General features: G+C 64.4%; 22 protein-coding genes. 7 read left to right on the top strand and 15 right to left on the bottom strand.

What is annotated here, in order from left to right:
• Positions 1 to 2 precede the first annotated feature (2 nt).
• Entirely contained in the window at positions 3 to 422 is a 420-nt protein-coding gene (locus tag ACN9MV_RS16670; protein WP_426388659.1) for a DUF1330 domain-containing protein, read from the top strand.
• Between the two features lie 290 nt (positions 423 to 712).
• A complete protein-coding gene (locus ACN9MV_RS16665; protein WP_426388657.1) occupies positions 713 to 1,852 on the top strand; it encodes a hypothetical protein in 1,140 nt (379 codons plus the stop codon).
• A gap of 131 nt (positions 1,853 to 1,983) precedes the next feature.
• Here ACN9MV_RS16665 and ACN9MV_RS16660 read toward each other — a convergent pair whose 3' ends face one another.
• The 6 genes from ACN9MV_RS16660 to ACN9MV_RS16635 all read right to left on the bottom strand — a co-directional run bounded on the left by ACN9MV_RS16660 (position 1,984) and on the right by ACN9MV_RS16635 (position 9,213).
• Complete coding sequence (locus ACN9MV_RS16660; protein WP_426388656.1) at positions 1,984 to 2,331, bottom strand: alpha/beta hydrolase; 348 nt, start codon at positions 2,329 to 2,331, stop codon at positions 1,984 to 1,986.
• 193 nt (positions 2,332 to 2,524) lie between these two features.
• The gene (locus ACN9MV_RS16655) at positions 2,525 to 3,430 is read right to left on the bottom strand and encodes a LysR substrate-binding domain-containing protein (RefSeq protein ID WP_426388655.1); all 906 of its coding nucleotides are present in this window, start codon (positions 3,428 to 3,430) and stop codon (positions 2,525 to 2,527) included.
• A 52-nt stretch (positions 3,431 to 3,482) separates the two neighbouring features.
• Positions 3,483 to 4,289 (bottom strand): oxidoreductase, encoded by an 807-nt coding sequence (locus ACN9MV_RS16650; protein WP_426388653.1) that lies wholly within the window; start codon positions 4,287 to 4,289, stop codon positions 3,483 to 3,485.
• A gap of 40 nt (positions 4,290 to 4,329) precedes the next feature.
• On the bottom strand, positions 4,330 to 7,407 hold the full coding sequence (locus ACN9MV_RS16645; RefSeq protein WP_426388651.1) for an efflux RND transporter permease subunit: 3,078 nt from the start codon (positions 7,405 to 7,407) through the stop codon (positions 4,330 to 4,332).
• Positions 7,404 to 8,513, bottom strand: coding sequence for an efflux RND transporter periplasmic adaptor subunit (locus ACN9MV_RS16640; RefSeq protein ID WP_426388649.1), 1,110 nt, complete (start codon positions 8,511 to 8,513; stop codon positions 7,404 to 7,406). The genes ACN9MV_RS16645 and ACN9MV_RS16640 overlap by 4 nt, the downstream gene beginning before the upstream one ends.
• Before the next feature lie 82 nt (positions 8,514 to 8,595).
• A complete protein-coding gene (locus ACN9MV_RS16635) occupies positions 8,596 to 9,213 on the bottom strand; it encodes a TetR/AcrR family transcriptional regulator (protein WP_093074232.1) in 618 nt (205 codons plus the stop codon).
• 107 nt (positions 9,214 to 9,320) lie between these two features.
• Between ACN9MV_RS16635 and ACN9MV_RS16630 the strand changes: the two genes are divergently transcribed.
• Positions 9,321 to 10,778 (top strand): efflux transporter outer membrane subunit, encoded by a 1,458-nt coding sequence (locus tag ACN9MV_RS16630; RefSeq protein WP_426388648.1) that lies wholly within the window; start codon positions 9,321 to 9,323, stop codon positions 10,776 to 10,778.
• A 50-nt stretch (positions 10,779 to 10,828) separates the two neighbouring features.
• Positions 10,829 to 11,059, top strand: coding sequence for a hypothetical protein (locus ACN9MV_RS16625; protein WP_143062557.1), 231 nt, complete (start codon positions 10,829 to 10,831; stop codon positions 11,057 to 11,059).
• A gap of 46 nt (positions 11,060 to 11,105) precedes the next feature.
• Here ACN9MV_RS16625 and ACN9MV_RS16620 read toward each other — a convergent pair whose 3' ends face one another.
• Positions 11,106 to 11,801, bottom strand: a complete 696-nt coding sequence (locus ACN9MV_RS16620; RefSeq protein WP_426388647.1) for a Crp/Fnr family transcriptional regulator — start codon at positions 11,799 to 11,801, stop codon at positions 11,106 to 11,108.
• Between the two features lie 101 nt (positions 11,802 to 11,902).
• On the opposite strand from ACN9MV_RS16620, the gene ACN9MV_RS16615 reads away from it, so the two are divergent.
• Positions 11,903 to 13,486: a tannase/feruloyl esterase family alpha/beta hydrolase gene (locus ACN9MV_RS16615; RefSeq protein WP_426388645.1), complete on the top strand. Its 1,584-nt coding sequence runs from the start codon at positions 11,903 to 11,905 to the stop codon at positions 13,484 to 13,486.
• Positions 13,487 to 13,624: 138 nt separating this feature from the next.
• Here the strand turns inward: ACN9MV_RS16615 and ACN9MV_RS16610 are convergent, their stop codons facing one another.
• The 4 genes from ACN9MV_RS16610 to ACN9MV_RS16595 form a co-directional block, all read right to left on the bottom strand.
• On the bottom strand, positions 13,625 to 13,930 hold the full coding sequence (locus tag ACN9MV_RS16610; protein WP_093074240.1) for a high-potential iron-sulfur protein: 306 nt from the start codon (positions 13,928 to 13,930) through the stop codon (positions 13,625 to 13,627).
• Complete coding sequence (locus tag ACN9MV_RS16605) at positions 13,927 to 14,085, bottom strand: hypothetical protein (RefSeq protein ID WP_179830444.1); 159 nt, start codon at positions 14,083 to 14,085, stop codon at positions 13,927 to 13,929. The genes ACN9MV_RS16610 and ACN9MV_RS16605 overlap by 4 nt, the downstream gene beginning before the upstream one ends.
• A gap of 84 nt (positions 14,086 to 14,169) precedes the next feature.
• Positions 14,170 to 15,612 (bottom strand): trypsin-like peptidase domain-containing protein, encoded by a 1,443-nt coding sequence (locus ACN9MV_RS16600; protein WP_426388643.1) that lies wholly within the window; start codon positions 15,610 to 15,612, stop codon positions 14,170 to 14,172.
• Positions 15,613 to 16,035 (bottom strand): universal stress protein, encoded by a 423-nt coding sequence (locus ACN9MV_RS16595; protein WP_426388642.1) that lies wholly within the window; start codon positions 16,033 to 16,035, stop codon positions 15,613 to 15,615.
• A gap of 194 nt (positions 16,036 to 16,229) precedes the next feature.
• On the opposite strand from ACN9MV_RS16595, the gene ACN9MV_RS16590 reads away from it, so the two are divergent.
• On the top strand, positions 16,230 to 16,757 hold the full coding sequence (locus tag ACN9MV_RS16590) for a flavodoxin family protein (protein ID WP_426388640.1): 528 nt from the start codon (positions 16,230 to 16,232) through the stop codon (positions 16,755 to 16,757).
• Positions 16,758 to 16,815: 58 nt separating this feature from the next.
• Here the strand turns inward: ACN9MV_RS16590 and ACN9MV_RS16585 are convergent, their stop codons facing one another.
• Positions 16,816 to 17,400: a hemerythrin domain-containing protein gene (locus tag ACN9MV_RS16585; RefSeq protein ID WP_093060135.1), complete on the bottom strand. Its 585-nt coding sequence runs from the start codon at positions 17,398 to 17,400 to the stop codon at positions 16,816 to 16,818.
• A gap of 165 nt (positions 17,401 to 17,565) precedes the next feature.
• On the opposite strand from ACN9MV_RS16585, the gene ACN9MV_RS16580 reads away from it, so the two are divergent.
• Positions 17,566 to 18,072 (top strand): universal stress protein, encoded by a 507-nt coding sequence (locus tag ACN9MV_RS16580; protein ID WP_426388638.1) that lies wholly within the window; start codon positions 17,566 to 17,568, stop codon positions 18,070 to 18,072.
• Between the two features lie 4 nt (positions 18,073 to 18,076).
• Here ACN9MV_RS16580 and ACN9MV_RS16575 read toward each other — a convergent pair whose 3' ends face one another.
• The 3 genes from ACN9MV_RS16575 to ACN9MV_RS16565 form a co-directional block, all read right to left on the bottom strand.
• Entirely contained in the window at positions 18,077 to 19,615 is a 1,539-nt protein-coding gene (locus ACN9MV_RS16575; protein ID WP_426388636.1) for an AAA family ATPase, read from the bottom strand.
• 64 nt (positions 19,616 to 19,679) lie between these two features.
• Positions 19,680 to 20,522: a universal stress protein gene (locus ACN9MV_RS16570; RefSeq protein ID WP_426388634.1), complete on the bottom strand. Its 843-nt coding sequence runs from the start codon at positions 20,520 to 20,522 to the stop codon at positions 19,680 to 19,682.
• 63 nt (positions 20,523 to 20,585) lie between these two features.
• Positions 20,586 to 21,623, bottom strand: coding sequence for a zinc-dependent alcohol dehydrogenase family protein (locus tag ACN9MV_RS16565; protein ID WP_426388633.1), 1,038 nt, complete (start codon positions 21,621 to 21,623; stop codon positions 20,586 to 20,588).
• Positions 21,624 to 21,696: the final 73 nt, after the last annotated feature.

Below are 21,696 nucleotides of genomic sequence, written 5' to 3'. Positions count from 1 at the left end.
CCATGATCTCTTTCACCCATATCAAGAGCCTGCAGATTGCTGCTCTTGCCGCCGTCGTCCTGAGCGGCTGCGCAGCGGATGCCGTGCACACGCAGGCTGCTGCCACCAAGGCACCGGCCTACTACGTCTCGGAATTCGAGGTCACGGATCCGGAGGGCATCAAGCCCTACAGCGCGCAAGTGGACTCGACCTTCAAGCCCTTCGGCGGCTACTACTTCGTGCGGGGCGGGCAGGTCAACTCACTCGAAGGCGAGCCTGGCAAACGCATCGTCATGATTGCCTTCCCCAGCCTCGAGCAGGCACAGGCCTGGTACGACTCGCCAGCGTATCGGGCGATCCGGCCCATTCGCTTCAAATCGGCGAAGTCGCGCGTGTACATCGTCGAGGGTGCTCCGCCTGTGCCAGAACACGTCCGTCGGTAACGGGCCAAGCAAGAGAAAAAGACGAAAGCAGCGTCCATGAAACCATCGAATCAGCCTGCGCGGCCTGCGGAACGCCGCATGTTCTTCAAGGCAGTGGGCAGAAGGTTCAGATAGCGCCCCGAGACTTCGCTTGCGCATCCTCCGCACGCGTATGTGCTTGCAGGCACGTGTGGTCAGGCGAAGGTCATGGAGCGCTGCCATAAACGCGGCATCGTGCGAGAGCTGTAGGCCTGCAAAGGTTGGCGGCCGCACGACCATGTCTTCGATTTGATAAAAGCCACGCGCTTCTCATGAAACTACTTGAATTGCTGCACAGAACTGCGCGTCTGCTGACGATCGGCTGCGGGATCGCCCTCTTCGCTTCCCAATGCCTTGCTGAAACCGAAGTGCGTGAAGAGCGGCTCATGCTGCCTGTCCGTGTTGCGCCCGACAAGGTCGAACTGCTCGAGGCGTTCGTGGTTCGACCTGTCGGCGACGGGAAATTTCCGGTTGCGCTCATCGTGAACGGCTCCAACGGAAAACTCGAACCTTCGGACATGCATGCCGATTGGCTGTCCCATCTTGCCCATGATTTTGCGCATCGCGGCTGGTTGGCCGCGTCGGTCGTCTGGCGCGGCTATGGCAACTCGACCGGCGCCGTTCAGGACGAGGCCGGCACTTGCAAGGCGCCTGAAGTTGCGCATTACTTCGATGCGCATGCCGACGACCTGGGCCAGGTGCTGAATGCACTGCACAGCCGACCGGACGTCGACCCGGCGACGACGCTGGGTGTCGGCTTTTCGATCGGCGGCGCCTCCATGCTGGACCTGGCGGCCCGCGCGGATCATCCGTTGACGGCCGTGGTGAACATATCGGGCGGCGTCTACCACCACAACGCCACTCCCGGTGTGCGCGCCTCGGGCTGCGATCTCTTCGATGCGGACCTCGTCCGCACCATGAACGGGTTCGGGAAAACGTCGCGGGTACCAACGCTGTGGCTATACGCGGAAAACGATCCGTTCTTCGGCCCGAAGCTTATGGAACGCATGCTTGTCGCCTATCGCTCAGGCGGCGGCATTGCCGACTCTGTTCTGCTCCCGCCGTTTGAGAAGGACGGGCATACGCTCTTTCGCTGGCAAGCCAGCGCGCTGACGCGGCCGGAAATAGACAGGTTTCTTCGAAGCAACCGTCTCCCCGCGGGAGATCGCGTGGACCTGACGGCGTTTCTCGATGGCTTGCCGCCGGAATCGCGCCAACAGGCGATGCTCTATTTCCACGGTGTCCCCAATGAAAAGGCCATGGCGATGTCGGCAGAAGGCGGGCGTGTCTACTGGGCTCAGGACGCCCACTCCCCGGACAAGGCACGAAACTCCGCCCTTTCCTACTGTCGCCAGAAGACGGGGCAGTCATGCCGGATATTCGCGGAGAACGATCGCCTGATGGGCAGCTAGCTGTTGCGGCGTGAGTTGCGACTCTACAGACTTGCACAAGCGTCTCGGCTTGGCGCGTCAACTCCGCTCCCTGTACCACTCAAGATGAACGCCCTGCGCATCGACTTCTGGCATCAACAGGTCCGGGGCTTCTACTTTGCAGCGTTAACCTGCTGCGGCTGATTCAGGTACTGGGACGGAATAGCGTCTCTGTAGTAGGCCTTTCCAGTGAGGTTCTGATTTGCCGAATGCGCCTCCTTGACTGCTTCGGCATGGACGGCATCCCGGGACTTCGAGTACCCGAGTGGAGCAGCGACTCCACTCGATGCGGAATCCCGATAGGGGTCTTCCTTTTTCGCCACGGCTGCGGCCTCTGCGTCGACGTCCGCCCGAGAGCGAACGCTGGAGTTTTGGAGTACGCCATCGTAGATTTCTGCCTGGGCATTCGAAGCGAAAAGAAGCGCAAGAAAAGCGCCCTGAGCAATTTGAATCTTCTTCATATCGGTCCTTGAAAATTGTCGATTGGTACTTTCTCGGCTCAAACTTTCATCAATCTGAAAGTTGTCGGCCAGAGAACGCAATTTTCTGGTGCGTTATTACCGCCGAAGTACGGGTACGTAGCAACGCCGCGTCTTCAAAGCGGAAACCTCATCCCTCTTCGCCTAGAAGGTCGAGTAAGTCGACCGCTCTGGCTCAAGCACCGCGTGCAGGCTTGAGAGGTTTGATTCGGTCCTCAAGAAAGTTCAGGAACGCACGCTGTACAGCCGTACTGTGTCGCCTCTGCAAGTAAACAGCCGACAGCCACATGTCGCTGCGAACGAACTTCGACAACACCGGCACCAGCCGTCCGCTTTCGATGTAAGGCGCCAGCATTGCCGTAGGCAAGTAGAGAACCCCTGCTCCCAATAGCGCGGCCTGGATCAGCGGCGCCGCCTCGGTTGCATTCAGGCGTCCGCTCACGGGGACTTCCAATGGAGCACCGTCAACCTCGAAACGCCACTTCGGTTGAGGGTTCAGATGTGTGCTGACCAGCGCGTTGTGGCTGGCGAGATCATTGGGGTGAGCCGGCATGCCGTGCGCCGCCCAATACATTGGCGCAGCACAAACGCTCAGGTCCATCGCAATCAATTTTCGAACAATGAGATTCTCGTTGGCCGTCGGCGCAAACCGCAGTGCGATGTCAATGCCGTCCTCCGCCAGATCTACGATCCGGTTGGTGAGGACCAGGTTGATGCTGACTTCCGGATAGTGGCCCAGGAAGGTATTGATAAGCGCTGGAAGCTGCGTCTGGTCTATGCCATGCGGCGCGGAAATGCGCAGGCGTCCGCGGGGAGTCAACGCCCGATCCTGGAGTTCTGCTTGAGTTTCTTCCACCAGTTCCAGCATGGGTTTGCTTCTTTCGAGCAGCAATACGCCGGCGTCCGTCAGACTTACAGCGTGGCTGGTGCGGTTCAGTAAGCGGACACCGAAGCGACTTTCCAGCGTCGCGATGTACTTGCTGACGGTTCCTCTGGACAGCTTCAGCTGACTCGCGGCGCGGGAGAAGCTGCCGGAGCCCGCGACTTCGCTGAAGGTTCTCAAGAGATCCAGGCTATCCAAGGGCTTCTCCCGGCTTTACGAACCGCAAGACGAACTCTTCAGGTCGAACTCTTCAGGTGAGGCCGAGTTTTTTTCTGAGGCTCGCATCGACGAGTCCTGCGGGCATGAAGCGGCGCAGTTTCGTCAGGATGGACGCCTGCCCCGGTGGCGTGCAACGCATGCGCCAGGGACCGAGTGCCGCCTCAACGATGGTATTTGCCACGCTCTGCGGCCCGGGCGCGCTGCCGACGCTGTCGGTCACAGAACGCTCGACCAGGTTGCGTTCGCGGTCGTAGTCCGCGATCGGCGTGTTCGCACGGGGCGCGTTGGCGTCAAGGTTGGTCCGGGTGAACGCCGGCTGCACCAGCGTCGCGCGAATGCCGAACTGTCGCACCTCGTGGTCCAGCGACTCCGACAGCCCTTCGACTGCATGCTTGGTGGCCGCATACATTCCCATGTACGGTGCCGGCAGTACACCGAACACCGAACTGACATTGACGATTCGCCCGCGATGCTGCTTGCGCATGTACGGGAGCACGGCGCGCGTGGTGCGAAGCATGCCCAAGACGTTGGTGTCGAACAGCGCTGCGGCCTCTGCTGTCGCGGTCTCCTCGACTGCGCCGATCATCATCATCCCCGCGTTATTGACCAGCACATCGATGCGCAGGGCCCTGGCAATGATGGATTCGATGCCGGCCTGCACCGATTCCTCTTCCCGGACATCCATCTCGACGAACTCGACATCGGGCAGCGCGGGCACCTTGCGCAGGTCGCGCGCTGTGCCGAAGACCCGGCAACCTCGCGCGGCAAAGATCTCCGCAGCGACGCGTCCGATGCCCGATGACGCGCCGGTCACAACAACAACCGATGAAACCGACATGGTGTTTTCCTTCGATCGGAATGAGTGATGAAACGCGCCGTCAGTGCGTCGCCGCGTTGCCGCTGCCCGGCCTGATCCTGAACCAAATAGAGTACATGGCCGGCAAGAACACCAAGGTCAGAACCGTCCCCGCCAAGGTGCCGCCGATCAGCGTGTAGGCGAGCGCTCCCCAGAACACCGAGTGGGTCAATGGAATGAAGGCCAGGATCGCCGCCAGCGCCGTCAGGATCACCGGTCGCGCACGCTGCACGGTGGCTTCGACCACCGCATGGAACGGGTCCAGCCCCTCCTGCTCATTGTGGTGAATCTGCCCGATCAGGATCAGCGTGTTGCGCATCAGGATGCCCGACAACGCGACAAGTCCGACGAGCGCATTGATGCCGAACGGCGCCCGGAAAAGAATCAGCATCGGCACCACGCCGATCAGGCCCAGCGGACTCGTCAGGAAGACCATGACCATCGCCGAGATGGAGCGCACCTGGAAGATGATGATGAGCAGCGTGATCGCCAGCATGATCGGGAACAACGGCAGCATGGCCTTGGTTGCCTTTTCCGACTCCTCGATGGAGCCGGCCTGATCGATGCGATAGCCGGCCGGCAGCTTGTCCACGAGGGGCTGAAGCTGATGGGTGATGGCCGTCGATACGTCCGGCGGCTGCAGGCCATCGGCGATGTCGCCATGAACGGTGATCGTCGGCATGCGGTCGCGCCGGCGCATGACCGGTTCTTCCATGCGTACGTCGACCTCGCCCACCTGCGACAGCGGGATGCGTTGCCCGTTGGCGCCGGACAGCGTGAAGTCCGCAATTCGCGCCGGGTCGAGGCGGATGGCGCCGGCCGAACGGGCCACGACCTGCACCGTGCGGATGTCCTCGCGCACGGCGGTGACAGGCACGCCACTCAGGAAGAACTGCAGCTGCTGCGCCACCGCGCTGGAGGTCAGCCCCACGGCCTGCAGCCGGTCCTGGTGCAAGGTGAAGTGCAGCGTGGGCGTGCGCGTGCCCCAGTCGGTGTTGACCGTGCGCATCATCGGACTCGCATCCATGACCCGCTGCACCTCGGCCGCAATATTGCGCAGCTTGTCGGGGTCCGGACCCGTGACCCGGTAGGCGACGGGGAACGGCGAATACGGGCCGAACACGAGCTGGGTGACGCGCACGCGCGCCTCGGAGGCAAGACCGTCGGCGATCGCCTGGCGCAGCCGGTGCTTCAAGGCATCACGCTCTTCCTGGCTGGCGGTGCGGACCACGATCTTGGCGAACGACGGATCGGGAAGCTCCGGCCCCATCGCGAAGTAGAAACGCGGCGCGCCCTGCCCGATATAGGCCGTGACGATATGGGCCTCCTTCTGCTTGGCCAGCCACGCCTCCACCTTCGCCGCGGCGTCGCTCGTCTGGGTGATCGACGTGCCATAGGGCATCTGCACCTCGACCAGCACCTCGGGCCGGTCGGAGATCGGGAAGAACTGCTTCTTGACCAGTCCCATGCCAAGAATGGCCGCCACGAAAAGGCCGACCACCGCGCCGGCGACCAGCCACTTGCGCGCGATCACACGCGCCAACACCTGACGCAGACGGTTGTAGCGCGGCGTGTCGTAGATCGCGGCATGGCCGCCCTCGACCTTCTTGAAGTCGGGCAGCAGCTTGACGCCGAGGTAGGGGGTGAAGACGACAGCGACGACCCAGGACGCGATCAGCGCAATGCCGACGATCCAGAACATGTTGCTGGTGTATTCGCCCGCGGTCGATGGCGCGAAGCCGTTGGGCATGAAGCCCACAGCCGTGACCAGCGTGCCCGAGAGCATCGGCGCCGCAGTGTGGCTCCAGGCATAGGCGGAGGCGGCGACGCGGCTGTAGCCCTCCTCCATCTTCACCACCATCATCTCGATCGCGATGATCGCGTCGTCCACCAGGAGGCCCAATCCCAGGATCAGCGACCCGAGCGTGATGCGGTCGAAGTTCTTTCCGGTCGCAGCCATCACCACGAAGACGATCGCCAATGTCAGCGGCACGGCGGCAGCGACCACGAGGCCCGCACGCCAGCCCATGCTCAGGAAGCTCACGAGCATGACCACCAGCAGTGCGGCAAAGAACTTGACCATGAATTCGTCGACCGAGGCGCTGATGTTGACGGCCTGGTCCGTGACCTTGCTCAGGCTCATGCCCAGCGGCTGCTCGGCGTTGATGGCGCTGACTTCGTGATCCAGCGCCTTGCCCAGGTCGAGCCCGTTCCAGCCTTCGCGCATGACAACGCCCAGCAGCAGGGCTGGCTCGCCGCCGTTGCGGATCATGAAGGTCGCCGGATCTTCATAGCCACGCTTGACGGTGGCGATGTCGGACAGCTTCAGGGTGCGGCCCTGTGCCACGACCGGCGTATCGCGGATCTTCTGCAGCTCGTCGAAGGAGCCGTCCAGGCGGATGAACACCTGGGGCCCCTTGGTTTCGACAGAGCCCGCCGGCGTCAGGGCATTCTGGCCATTGAGCGCGCCGAACACGTCCTGCGGACCGATACCCAAGGTTGCCAGGCGCTCGTGCGAGAACTCGACATAGATGCGTTCGGATTGCTCGCCGGCGATGTTGACCTTCTTCACGCCCGCCACATGCAGGAGGCGCTGGCGCAGCGTCTCCGCGTCGCGCACCAGCAGGCGCTGCGCCTCGCCCTTGGCCTTGAGCGCGTACAGCGCAAAAGTGACGTCCGCGTATTCGTCGTTGATCATCGGCCCGATCACACCGGCCGGTAGGTTGCCCGCCTCGTCGCCGACTTTCTTGCGGGCCTGGTAGAACTGCTCCTGGACCTGCGAAGGTGGCGTGCTGTCGAGCAGGGTCAGTGTCGTGAAGGCCAGGCCGGGCCTGGTGTAGGTTTCGGAACGGTCGTAGTAGCGCAGCTCCTGCAGGCGCTTCTCGATCTTCTCGGTGACCTGGTCCTGCATCTCTTGCGCGGTGGCGCCAGGCCAGGCGGTGATGATGGTCATCACCTTGACGGTGAAGGCGGGGTCTTCCGCCCGGCCCAGCTTGAAGAACGAAACAAGACCCGCCAGCGAGATCAGGAAAATCAGGAACAGGGTGATGGAGCGCTCGCGGACCGCGAGCGCCGACAGGTTGAATCGGCCTTCGCTCACGGGCGGACTCCGTCAGCAGCAGCCTGGCCCGCCACCCGCACCTGCTCGCCCTCGTGCAACAGGTGGGCGCCGAGCGCGACGATGCGGTCGCCTTGCTTGAGTTGGCCGGCGACGATGCGTGCGCCGTCGTCTTCCAGGTGCTCGACCACGACCGGCCGCCAGTTGACCTTGGCCGGCTCGCCGCCGATGACCCACACGCCTGGCCCCTTGCCAGCATCGAACAGGGCGCCGATCGGCACCTGCAAGCCACCTTGCGCAGAGGAAAGCCCGTCCGGAATCCGGATGGTGACCGTGGCGCCCAGCGGCGCGTTGGCAAGGTCGCCCTTGAGCACATAGCGCGCCTCGAAGGTGCGGGTCTGCCGATCCGCGGCCTCCGAGAGCTGCCGCAGCGTGGTCGGCACCGTCACACCCTCTTTGCCGAAAAGCGTGGCCTGTCCGACGGATCCGACCGCCGGGCGCAGGGTTTCCGGCAGCTGGACAACGGCTTCGCGCGGACCGGCGCGGGCCACGCGCACCACGGCCTGCCCAGCGCTCACGACCTGGCCGGGTTCGGCCAGCGTTTCCATGACGACGCCATCGCCGTCCGCCACAAGCTCGGCATAGCGGCTCGCGTTGCGGGCCACGTCGGCCTGGGCCTCGGCCGCGCTGAGCTGGGCTTTGGCGGCGTCCGCGGCCGCCTTGATCTGGTCGTAGGCCGATGCCGAGATCGCACCGGTGCCGCGCAGATCGCGGTAGCGGGCTTCATCCTCCGCCATCTGCTGCGAGCGCGCCCGCGCGGCGGCTACCGCCTCCAGCTGCGCATGGGCCGCGAGCTTCAGATCGACGGGGTCGATGCGCATGAGCAACTGACCGCGCTTGACGGCCTGCCCCGCGTCCACCACCCGCTCCAGCACCTTGCCGGAAATCCGGAATCCCAGGTCACTCTGGACCCGGGCGGCTACGGTGCCAGTGAAGGCGCGCGATGTGGCACCGGCCCCCTGGACGGTGGCGGCGCGCACCTGCGGCGCTTGAGTGCGCGGATCGGACGGCGCTTTCTCGCCGCAGGCGACCAAAGCAAACGGCAGTGCGCAGATGACTGTAGAGGTAGCAAGGCGGCGCCAAAGCATGAGAGTCCCGGTGACGAAGTGATCAGGACCCGCATTTTGATACTAGTGACCATTTCAGTCAATAGTCACATCAATCCTTGCCTCATGGCGAAAGGCTGCGCAGCACCAGCCCAGACAGTTGCGCCGGCGCTTCAGCCGTGTGGTCGAAGCTGTGCTGCAGGAGAAGCGGATTGATGTAGGGGCGCATGACAAGGTGAATCGCCCCCACCGCCTCGTCCAGCGGCGTCTTGCGCTCGAACTCGCCCATCTCCCGCCCTTCGCGCAGGATGTCCTGGAGCAGTTGCCGAATGCGCTCTTCATAGACGACTACCGCCTGCCACCGCTCGGTGGCCGCCGAGATCGCGATTTCGTAGAGCTTGCGATCCTCGGAGAACAGCCGAAGGCTTGCTTCGACCACCGACTTGAACATCCGACGCAACTTCTCGGGAGGGCGATCGGCGCCGTCGACGGCCGCCCGGACCTCGGCTTCGATCTCGCGCAGGCAGTTCGCGCAGATCATTTCGCCGATCGCCTGCTTGGACTCGAAGAACTTGTAGATGTAGGCCTTGGAAAACCCGATGGCCTTGGCGAGGTCGGAGACGGTCGTCTTCTCGTAGCCATACCGGCTGAAGTGCTCGGTCGCCGCGGCAACGATCTGGTCTCGCACATCGTGGTCGGCAGGGCCGCGCGCCACAGCCGGAGAAAGAGTTGCATTGCTCATGGCCGACAGCTTACAGCGAGCAGGGGAAATCAACAACGAGTGACCATATTGAATTATAGTCACATCAATTCGACGCTTCTTTCCCGCCCTCTTTCCGGAAGAACTCCATGCTCCAGCGCGTTTTTGTCCCGCTCTTCGCTGCCAGCCTCGTCGCAGGTTGCGCGGTCGGCCCCAACTATGTCCGGCCCGATACGCCCCTGCCGCAGCAGTACCTCGGCCAGGCGGCCGTCGATGCACGACCCGCCTCAACCAGCGTCGACCGACTCGCATGGTGGACAGGTTTCGGCGACCCGCAACTGGCTCGGTTCGTGACGCTTGCGCTGGCGCAGAACCTCGATCTTGTGCAGGCATCCGCGCGCGTCGCTCAAGCGCGTGCGGGACTGGGGGCGGCGAATGCTGCCTTGCTGCCTTCGGGAAACATCAGTGGACAAGCCGCCCGGGCTTATCAGTCCGTTGAAACGCCGCTGGGACAAGTCTTGAACTCGAGGCCCGGCTTCGACCGCTACGGCAATGCCTACGAAACGAATCTCGGTGCAAGCTGGGAAGTGGATGTTTTCGGCGGCCTGCGCCGTGGACGCGAAGCGGCACTTGCCGAGTACCAGGCTTCGGAAGCAGGCGCGGCCGCAACAAGGTTGACCGTGGCGGCACAGACCGCCGACATCTACATCAGCATCCGCGGACTGCAGACTCGGCTCGACGTGGCGCGCCGGCAGGTGCTCACGCAGCAAGAGTTGCTGTCCAAAGTCAATCTTCTGTACGGCAAGGGGTTGACGGCCGAACTTCAGGTGCGGCAGGCCGAAGGCGCGCTGGCACAGGTTCGGGCATCCGTCCCGGCGCTCGAGGCGGGGCTGGACGCGGCCATGAACGCGCTGGATGTGATGCTGGGCTCGTCCCCGGGCACGCACCGGGCGGAATTGGCCAACTTGGGCACCATCCCGGTCGCCCCGCAGATCACGGACGCGGGAACGCCGGGCGACTTGCTCAGGCGGCGGCCCGATCTGATCGCGGCCGAGCGCCGCCTCGCCGCATCGAACGCACGCATCGGCATCGCCATTGCCGAGTACTACCCCAAGCTTTCCCTGAGCGGCCTGATCGGCAGCGCGACATCGGTGTCCGGCGGCAACCTGTTCACCAGCGGCGCAAGCCAGGCCGCTGGTGTGCTGGGCCTGCGCTGGCGCCTGTTCGACTTTGGCCGCATCAACGCGCAGATCGATCTCGCCAAGGGCCAGGATGCCGAATTGCTAGCCGCGTATCGGCTGGCCGTGCTGCGCGCTACCGAAGATGTGGAAAACGCTTTCTCGACCCTGGTCAAGCGCGAGGAACAAGCCAGCGTGCTTGCTCAGGGCGTGGACTCGCTCGACCGAGCGCGAGGCGCTTCATTCGCGGCCTACCAGAAAGGCGTTGTCAGCCTGATCGAAGTGCTTCAGGCAGACGAGAACCTGCTGCGCGCTTCCGACGCGCGAGCACAAGCGCAAACCGAATCGGCACGCGCCGCGGTCACCGCCTTCAAGGCATTGGGGGGTGGCTGGCAACCAAGTGGAACCGACGCGGTTGCAACCCGATAGGTGCCGTCCATGCACGACCCTTTGCAAGCACTTGAACTGGGGGAATCAAAATGAGTGATGACCGCGGTGCTACGGAAAAACCTGCGCCAGGCTTCTGGCGGAAATTGATACTGGCGCTTGAAGGTATGGACGAGTCCTATGTAGCGGACTTGGAATCGCGCATTCGCATGCTCGAAGTCGAGGTCGCTCGACTTGGTGAACTCGAAAGAAAGCGTGGCAACTCCTCGCCGCACTGCGCTACCTGGAATGCTTCTGAAGCCTCCGGCTCGATGACATCCTGACCCGAAGGCACGAGGTCTTACGCTGCCATCGAATGGCACGAGGCCCCTACTCCGAGTGCTCGCGCGCGTACACCCGCAAGCCATCGACGTTCAGGACGTCGATGCTTCCGTAGCGGATGTGAAGCAGGCCCGCTTCCTCCAACTCGTGCAGGGCGCGATGGGCGACCTGGCGGGAAATTCCGGCCAGCCGGCCAATCTCCTCCTGCGAAATATGCAGGACTGGATGGGTCTGGGGGTTGAGTTGAGGATTGAAGAGTTCAGCTAGGCAGCCCGCCACACGCGAACTGATGTCGTGCATCCGATAGCTCTCGGCCAGCGCAATGAACTGGCCGAGCCTTGCGTTGAGCTGATCGATCATGAAATGGCAAAAGCTCAAGCTGTTGGCGACCAAGTAGTGAAAGGTCTGGCTCGGTATCAACGCAATGCGGGTGTCGCGCAGCGCGACAACGCCATAGGGACGCAATTCCCCCTTGAGAACGGAACCTTCCCCGAGCCAACCGCCATTGGTGACCCCGGTCAATGTGGTGCTTCGGCCGTCCGCCGACAGGACGTCCACTTTGACCATCCCTTCGACGATTCCGATCCAGTGCGTCGCCGCGCTTGATTTGTGGCAGACGATCTCACCAGCCGAATAGAAGCGGTCCTGCGTTTCCAGTTCGACGCGCTGAAGTTGGTCGCGCGTCAGTCCGCCAGCCCAAGCAGCCGCTCGCAACATCGAAATGGTCTGCGCGTGATTTGTCATCGGAAAGACTTTCTTCCTCGGCCTTAGTGCCTAGCATGCGCTGCGCAGGCGACGGCCTGAGTCGTCTGAGTTTATGTGGCAGTACGAACAGGAGACAAATCATGAGAAACCCTCTCTCGATGGCAGGCTACGCGCTGCTGAGCATTCCCATCCTGCTGACCGCCTGCGGCGGCGGAAGTGACGGCGCAGGCAACTGGCCGGTGCTGTTCCCGACACCGGCGCCAACGCAAACACCGCCGCCGACACCGGTTGCGACGGCGCAGGAGAAGTGCTCGATCTTCGCCGGCGCTTCGCTTGCCGGTGCAGCGCTCAAAGAGGCGACGCTCGTCCCGGCGGCAGCAGGAGCTGCGGAGTACTGCAAGGTTACGGGCATCCTGCACGGCACGCTCAACTTCGAAGTGCATCTCCCCACTGTGTGGAACAACAAGCTCCTGTATGCCGGCGGCGGCGGTTGGGACGGCAGCATCAACATCACGCCCGTCTCGCCAAGCGGTGCAACTGCCGGCTACGTACTCGTGGCCTCGGATGGCGGGCGCCAGGGAGACGCCTTGGACGCTTCGGCCTTCCTGAACAATCCCACGGCTCAGGCGGACTTCGGCTATCTCTCGATCCATTCGGTCAATGAGGTCACCAAGGAGATCGTTCGCAAGCGCTATGGCTCGGATGCCGCGTTCAGCTATTTCGAGGGCTGCTCCAATGGCGGCAGGGAGGCATTGATCCAGGCCACGCGCTTCCCGAACGACTTCGACGGCATCGTCGTGCGGGCGCCGGCCTACTCTTTTACCGAACTGTTCCAGGCCTTCGTCGCGAACGGAAAGGCGCTCGCCGCGCCGGGCGGGCAACTCAGCGATGCGAAGGTCTCGCTTATCGGGAAGACCATCACCGCTCAGTGCGACGCACTGGATGGTATTGCCGATGGCATCGTGAGCAACCAGGAAGCCTGCACGTTCAACCCGGCGGTGTTGCGCTGCACGGCAGGCGATGCCGACACATGCCTGACCGACCAGCAGATAACGACCGCCAACACGATCTACTCCGAGCTCAAGCGTAAGGACGGGACAACCGTCTACCCCGGCTGGGGACCTGGCGGCGAAGACCAGGGCTGGCCCCTGTGGGTGACAGGCTCCGCCATCGGCGGAACCGGCCTCCAGTTCCGGTTCGGCAGCGGCCTCGTGAAGTACTGGGTCACGGGCGATCCGGCCTTCAACGTGCTTGGCTTCGATCCGGAGTTCTACTCCGCGGGACTGCGGCTCGCGGCCACCACGCTCGATGCGACGCCGGACCTTCGCTCCTTCTTCGGGCAGGGCGGCAAGATGATCCTTGCCCATGGAACGAACGACTGGGCGATCAGCTACAAGGGCTCGATCAAGTACTTCAACGATGTAGCGACCACGGTCGGCGGCGCATCCACGCGGGATGCCTCGATGGAGTTCTTCCTCCAGCCGGGCGTTCAGCATTGCGCCGGCGGTGTCGGTCCTGACACCGTCGACCTTGTGGACGCAGTCGCGAAGTGGCGAGAGGGCGGCACAAAGCCCTCCACGCAAAACATCGTAGCGACGAAGCTGGATTCGACGACCAAAGCTCCGGTACTTGCGCGCCCCTTGTGCAAGTACCCGACCTTTCCGAAATACAAGGGCAGCGGCGACGTGAATTCGGCGGACAGCTACAGCTGCCAAAGTTCTTGAGCGTCTTCATTTGCTGAGGTAGCCCTACTTTCCCGTGTGTCCGGCCGTCGCCTCGCGCGGCCGGTCCATGACGTGTGCGCGGACGCGCTCGACACGGAAGCGAAGGTACCCTTCGACAGCAACACTCAAGTTGCGCTGCTAGGCCTTCTTGGCCCAAGCGCTGCACCAGCCTTTGGCACTGACCTGTTTTCCAGCAAACAACGCGCAGTTACCTTGCGCGTCCGTCGGCTTGGATTGCCAGAGCGCGCAACCGCTGCATAACTGGGCGTTGTCGTGCTTGGGAAATTTCTTCGCGTCGGCCTTCGACGAATCGGCGACGTAGCCCAGAGCCGCGGCCTGCGGATCCTTTTCTTCAAGCCGGGCCTGCGCGAACGAGCTGGGGGCGGAAATGGCAGCGCCCGTCGCGGCAAGCGTGAGCATGAAGGTGCGGCGGCTGGAGTTCATCGTGAGTCTTTCGTTGTGTGGGAGACGGAAATCAGGTTGCCCGACGCAGAGTTGCGCTCGCTCAGACCCGCAAGCACGAGAACACCCGTGGCCAGGAGCGTGGCGATGCAGAACCCCAGGGTTTGCAGGGTTCCGCTCAATGTGATGTTGTTCATGGGACGACCTCGTTATGGGTGATTGGCATTGCCTGCGGTCATTCTTGGGCGAGCGGCCACGCGCGACCTTGCGCAGGATCAATCTCACGGCGTCCGTGCGGTGGCATCGCCCGCGCCTCGCGCCACAGGGGCACGTTGCGGACCGCGCGGAAGAATCGGCACATAGCTGCGGGTCGAGCCGCGCATGACCAGCAAAGCGACCGTGTCGCTCTCTTTGATGGACTGGATCGCTGCATCGAAATCCGCCAGGCCGGCCACTTGCACGTCGTTGACCGCGATCAGCATGTCGCCGTAGCGCAACCCCGCCCGCTGGGCCGAACCCGAGGCCGATTGCACAAAGAGGCCGGGATCCAGAAGGCTGATGCCCAGCACACCCTTTCGCTCCGAGAGTTCGAGCCCGAAGCGCGTCTCTTGCGGCAAGGCACGCGCGGCCAGCCGAGGCGCGAGGTCCGGTGGGATCTCGGCCACGCCTACCTGCATCGTCAACGGCGTCCTGTGGCGCCAGACTTTCAGTGCGAGCAGGCTGCCCTTGCGGGCTCCAGCTACACGATCCTGTATGTCGGCATAGGGCATTGCGGCAGCGCCATCGATGGCCAGCACGACGTCGCCGCTGCGAAGCCCAGCCTGCTCGGCGGGGCTGTCCGGGTCGACGCGCACCACCAGCGCTCCCAATGCGGTATCGAGCCCGAAGGCCGGCGCGAGTTCGACGGTCAGGGGCTGGATGCGGGCACCGATATGCCCCCGCATCACCCGCCCGGTGATACGAAGCTCGTCCGCAATGTGCATCGCCGTGTCGATCGGCAGGCTGAACGACATGCCGGAGTACCCACCGCCGGGCGAGTAGGCCATCGAGTTCATGCCGACCACCCTGCCCCGTTCGTCGAACAACGGCCCGCCCGAGTTGCCCGGGTTGAGCACGACGTCGGTCTGGATCAGCGGCACCCCGCTCCCACCTGGCACGTAACGCGGATTGGCGCTCACCACGCCGGCGGTCACGCTGCGCTCGAAGCCGAATGGGGCACCCATCGCGGCGACCCATTCGCCCGGGCAGAGCTCGCTGCTGCGGCCCACGGTGACGACCGGCAAGTCGGACGCCGCGACCCGCAGCAGCGCCACGTCGGTGCGGCGGTCGATGCCAATCACTTCGGCGTCGAAGCGGCGCTGGTCCTCGGTGACGATGGAGATCGCCTGGGCACCGGTCACTGCGTGCGCACTGGTCAGGATGTAGCCGTCGCGGCGGAAGATGAACCCCGACGCGAAACCGCGCTCAACGCCGCGGCCCCATTGCGTCGGCGCGCGCTGATCGCTGTTGGCAACCCAGTCGTTGCCCGTGCCCGCGACTGTCACGCTCACCACCGCAGGCGACTGACGCGCTGCGGCCGCCACGAAATCAGAGCCTTGCAATCCCGACGACGTGCGCTCAAGGCACGACGATCGCGTCTGCGACCAGGCGCTCGTTCCGCCCGCCAGTGCGAATGCACCGAAGGCAGCCACGATCACGCCCCGTGCCAGGGTTGCGGCACTCATTCAACGCACCAGCAAGACCGGCACCGTGCACGCAGCCAGCACTTTGGTGGCAACCGACCCCAGTACCAGGTTGGTCAAGGTGCCATGGCCCCGCGAACCCATCACCACGAGGTCGAACTGCCCCTTCTGCGCGAACGAAGCTATCTCTTCGGCGGGATGACCGATGCGGTGCTCGAAGCGGGCTTCAATGCCGTCCCTGGCCAGTAAAGCGCGCACGGGCTCGAGCACCACCCGCGCATCGTCTTCGTAGTACCCGTGCACGATGTCCGGCCCTGCGAAGGCCGCGGCTCGGTGCGGCACAGGCAGCACCGCATGGAAGACGGTGAAGGCGTGGCCCGCATTCGCCCATTCCTTGTGCGTGGTCAGGTAGGACAGCATGCGATTCGTGTAGTCGCTGCCATCGACGGCAAGCAGGATTTTCATGATGGTTCCTTCGGCGGAGACGTTCTCCGGTGCAAGGATGGTCCTCGCGCACCCGGCGCCTCGCCTTGCGCCATATCAAGAAATCCGATGGCTCGTGGCGCGCCGGCGCGACACCGCCGGTACTTGATGCAGCGCAAGGCCGCGGCTTCCGACGCTGCCTACATTGACTGTCCATGAACGCAGCAGAGGCAAGCATGAACAACGTCCTGGTGATCGTCTATTCCTACACGGGCACTTCCCGCCAGGTCGCGGAGCTCCTGTGCAGCCAGCAGGGCTGGCAACTCGCGAGCGTCACCGAGGTACGCCCTCGCAGCGGCGCTCTCGGCAGCTTGCGTTGTGTGCTCGATTCGTTCTTCCGGCGACAGCCCGCCATTCACTACGACGGTCCGCCGCCCGGCGACTTCGATGCCGTCGTGCTGGTGTCGCCGATCTGGATGCTGCAGCTCGCCGGCCCCATGCGCAGCTTCGTCGCTCGCCAACGCTATCGGCTGCCCGACGTCGCCCTGCTCTCGGTCATGGGTGGCCAGGGGGCACCGAACGCGGCAGCAGAAATCAGCGACTTCATGGGCCGAGCGCCGATCCTGAGCTCTTCGGTCACGATGCGCGAGGTCGATGACGGCGGCTGTGCAGCGCGTCTTCAGGCCTTCGGCACCGCCGTCAGAAGCGCGGAAGATTCGCGAGACGTGGTGCGCCCGGTCACGCTGTCGCCGCAATCGATCTGAGGGGCGGCATCCAATTGGTGACCGCCCTTCTCTTTCCGGTCGGCCTGCGGCTACCGGCCTAGAGGGCCGGCCCCAGGCCAATGGGCGCGGGAACGATATTCACGATGCGCGTGAAGAGCGCGTTGTATTCGAGGTCGGGCACGTGCCCGGTCATCGGGTCGCGGTTCTGCGCGAAGGCCTCATCCAGGTCGCGCCAGTCGTTCTCGGTCAGCACCCGCTCGGCCAGCGGCAGGATCTCTCGCTCCTCCAGCGCCATGTGGCTCAGGTAGAAGTCGACATACTCGCCGACCGTTTTCTCGAATTCTTCGCGCCGCGACTCGCCCAGCATCTCGAACGCGAGCAAGGCGTGCTCGACGTTGCGGATCCTGCGTTCACCCTTGGCATGGTCGCCGTCGAGCTTGTCGAGCAGATCCCGCGAGATCGGCGTCCTGGCGCGCAGCTTGGGAAACAGCAGTTCGGTCTCCTTGCGGTGGTGGCGCTTCTCCGGAAACTCGTCCACGTAGAAAAGCATGGCTCGCAGCGTCGCGAAATCGGGCAAGGTGCCCTTCTTTCGGTGTTGCTCGAGCAGCATGACGATGGAACGGAGCACGGCGGCGAGCGCGGCGTGCTCCTGGCGAATGATGCGAACGGTGGCGTGGGTCATGAGGGTTGTCCTGTGCATGCCTCAAGGGTCGCGCTTTCATTCACGCGCGGGTTTGTTCCAGATCAAGTCCCGTCCAGTCGCAGCTTCGCACTTGATCAATGTCAAGCCGTGCGGAGCGCCCGTGCGGATACTGGACCGATCCATTCAACAAACCGGAGTCGTGCCATGTACCAGCGAATTCTTGTTCCCATTGACGGCAGTTCCACATCCAGCCATGGCCTGGCCGAAGCCATCAAGCTGGCAAAGCTCACGGGCGGACGCCTGCGCCTGGCGCACGTCATCGACGAGCTGTCCTTCGCGCTGGCCATGGATGCCTACGCGGGCCATGCCGGCAACTGGCTCGAAGAGCTGCGCGGCAACGCCACGAAGCTGCTCCAAGCCGCGCGGGCCACGGCTGCGGGAGCAGGCGTCGAAGCCGACACAGTGCTGCTCGACAGCTTCAAGGGCACCGTGCACGACCAGGTCATCGCCGAGACGGAAGCATCGAAGGCCGAACTGATCGTGATCGGCACTCACGGCCGTCGAGGAATCGGCCGCTGGGTCATGGGCAGCAGCGCGGAGCACATCCTGCGCTTGTCGCCCGTACCGGTGTTGCTAGTGCGTGCTCCCGAAAGCGCGAAGACCGAACACGAGCGTTTCACACTGCCGAGCGGGACGCTCGCCAGCCAGTGAGGGTTCAGCGGTTCGCGGTCGCAGCGCGCCAACTCGCGGCGACCAGCGCGATGTCTACGGTGTCTTCCGTGGAAACCTCGATGGCCAGCGCGCGCTCGTCGGCCTCCAGCGGGTCTTGCCATTCAAACTGACGCTCCAGCACTGCGAGGCCGGCTTCCGAGGCGTCCGTGCCTGCCGCGTCGCGCTCGGCCACGCGGCGGCGCAACGTGGCCGGGGTTGCGCGGCAATCCAGGATCGTGAAAGGCACGCGGAGCTCGGTTGCCAGGGCTTCGAAGCTGCGTCGCTCGGCGCCGCGCAGGAAGGCCGCGTCCACGATCACCGGATAGCCCGCCAGCAGCGCATCGCGGGCGCAGGCGCGCAGCCTTTCGAAAGTCCGCAGGGTTGCCTGCGCGCCGTAAATGTCGAGCCCAAGGGCGACGGATCGCGCCAGCGGATCGAGGCCATACAGGCGCTTGCGCTCCACGTCCGACCGCACGCGGACAGCGCCCGCGGCGCACAACAGTTGCAAGGCAACGCTGGATTTTCCCGAGCCCGACAAGCCGTGCGTGATCATCAGGCGGGCGCCCTCCTCCGGCTGCGTCGTCAGCCGCGTCGCGCAGGCAAGGTAGTCGGGGCGGGCCTCGCCATCCGGGGGCCTTGGACCCAGCCCCGTGGCCATGGCCCGCACCAGCGCCCGATAAACCTCGTAGAAGCGCCACACCTGCAGGCCCGGGTAGTCACCGCTGTGCTGCATCGAGGCATCCAGGAAGCGGAATGCGAGGTCGTCGCGGCCGTGGGCCTTCAGGTCCACGGTGAGGAATGCAAGGTCGCTCATCACGTCGATCCAGCGCAGCGCCGGGTCGAACTCGATGCAGTCGAAGGGCATGAGCGCACCGTCGACCAGGACCACGTTGGCCGTGTGCAGGTCGCCGTGGCATTCACGTATCGAGCCGCCCTGTTGGCGGGCGATCCATGCCATGCGCAGCACCTGGCCCTGCTCCCGAATCCACGTGTCCAGCGCGGCAAGGGTGGCGAGACGGCTGTCGTCGCCCTGTGCTCGCAACGCGGCCAGCACATCCGTAGCCGCTCGAACAATCGAGTCGGGGCTGCCGAAGCCTGACACCGGCGTCGCTTGCTCCGCAGCCGCGTGCAAGGCGGCCAGCCGCTGCGCGAAGCCGTCGAGCAGCGCGGGCTGCAGCCGGTCTTCCACCAGCAGATTGCGTAGCAGCGACGAATCGGGGAAACGCAGCATGCGCACCACATGGTCGATCACCGTGCCGGCACCGCCGATGCGCGGCGACTCGCGCGTGCCGCAGACCGGTGCCACGTCGATGTAGAGCGAAGGAGCAAAGCGTCGGTTGAGGCGCACCTCCTCCTCGCAGAAGTGCTTTCGGGCCTCGACGCTGCCGAAGTCCAGGAACGGCAGGCGTACCGGCTTCTTGAGCTTGAAGGCCTGCGTCTGCGTCAGCAGCACCCAGGAGATGTGCGTCTCGACCAAGGCCACGGGTTGCCCGGTCTCCCGCTGGAGTTGCTCTCGCAGTGCGTTGACCAGTGTGGTGTCCATGTGGCTTGTTTGCGATTCAATGACGTCAAAGAATGGCGAAAAGGCGCCAAGGCGCCCTGCCGCCTCAGTGCGCCATCAAGACCGGCACCGTCATCTGCTCAAGTATCTGCCGCGTCACGCCCCCCAGGATCCGCTCGCGCAGGCGCGAATGGCTGTAGCCGCCCATCACCAGCAGGTCGGCGCTCAGGTCCGAAACCCGCGACAGCAACGCGTCCGCGATGTCGATTTCGGTTACCTCGGACTCGGCGCGCGCCTGCACGCCGTGCCTCAGCAGGAACTGGATCATGTCCGATACCAGCAGCTGCTGCGTGTTGTCTTCGTCGCGCGGGTGGCGCAGCGACAGGAGCGTGACGCGTGCCCCGCGCCGCAGCGCCGGCAATGCTGCCTGAAGGGCCATGGCGGCTTCACGCGAGCTGTCCCAGGCCGCAACGATGTTCTTCGGGATCCCCCCGAACATACCGGCCGAAGGCACGACCAGCACCGGTCGCCCCACTTCCATCAGCACCTGCTCGGCGAGCCCGCGCACCGTGGTGTCTTTCCTGTTCGAGTCGTCTTCCTGTCCGAGCACCACGAGATCGCTCGCACGCCCGTACCGCACAACGGCGTCCACCGTGGCGCCATCGACCAGTCGCACCTCGTACGACAGGGGCCCTGATCCGGCGATGCCTTCCCTGAACTCGCGCGCGATGGCTTCGGCTCGCCGATGCAGGTAGTCGGCGGACTCGGCGATGTAGTCGGTCATACCGGTGGCGATGGCGTCGGCGGGAATCACGCCGTCGTACAGGCCCGTGGGCACCAGCCCGACCAGGTGGCTCTCGTGCACTCGAGACCACTGGGCCGCCATAGCGGCGCGCACGGGGCTGCGGACCGAGTGGTCCAGGTGAACGAATATGGTCTTGAAGTTCATGGATGCTCCCGCAAGGTGGTGCGCCGCGTCCTGACGCAGGAAATGGACCGGAAAATCCACTGCCTACGCTTCGATGATCACCTTGAGCGCATGCGTCTCGGCGGCGCGCCCGAAGGTGTCGTAGGCATCCAGCACCTGGTCCAGCGTGAAGCGGTGCGTGATCAGCAGGGCCGGGTCCACCTTGTGAGACTGCACCGTCTTCAGCAGCATCGGCGTGGACACGGTGTCGACCAGCCGCGTGGTGATCGCGATGTTCTGCGACCACAGCCGCTCCAGGTGAAGCTCGGCCGGGTGCCCGTGAACGCCGATGTTCGCGATGGTGCCGCCGGGCGCCACGATGTCCTGGCACAGCACGAAGGTGGCCGGTATGCCGACCGCCTCGATCGACACGTCGACGCCGCGCCCGCCTGTCAGCGCGAGCACCGCCTCGGCCGCCTTGCCGTCGGTGCTGTTGATCGTGTGCGTCGCGCCGAAGCGGCGCGCAACCTCGAGCCGGCTGTCGTCCAGGTCGATCAGGATGATCTGCGACGGCGAATAGAACTGGGCCGTGAGCAGCGTGGCCAGGCCGATCGGCCCGGCGCCCACGATGGCCACCGTGCTGCCGGGCGCGACCTTGCCGTTGAGCACGCCGCATTCGAAGCCGGTCGGCAGGATGTCGCTGAGCATCACCAGCGCCTCTTCGTCCGCGCCGGGCGGAACGGGATACAGGCTGGTGTCCGCATGCGGAATGCGCACGTACTCGGCCTGCGTGCCGTCGATGGTGTTGCCGAGAATCCAGCCGCCGGTGGCGCAGTGCGAATACATGCCGCGGCGGCAGTTCTCGCACTTGCCGCACGAAGAGATGCACGAGATCAGCACATGGTCACCCGGGCGGAAAGCCGTGACGCCGGCGCCGACGCTCTCGATCACGCCCACACCCTCGTGCCCGAGGATGCGGCCCGGCGTGCAGGTCGGCACATCGCCCTTGAGGATGTGCAGATCGGTGCCGCAGATGGTCGTCTTGAGTATCTTGACGATGGCGTCGCCCGGCGCCTGGATCTCCGGCTTGGGATGGTCTTCGAGCGATTTGAGGCCAGGGCCCCGGTATACGAGTGCTTTCATGCCGCAACGTTATGCGTCCCTGCCCGCCCGCCCTTTGAGGTAGCGCAAGGAATCCTCGCGTCTGCAACGTCGT

It is taken from the genome of Variovorax sp. R-27, from assembly GCF_049913215.1.
GTDB lineage: Bacteria > Pseudomonadota > Gammaproteobacteria > Burkholderiales > Burkholderiaceae_C > Variovorax.
The sequence above is the reverse complement of the archived record's forward strand: the minus strand, read 5'-3'. Positions and strand labels throughout refer to the sequence as shown.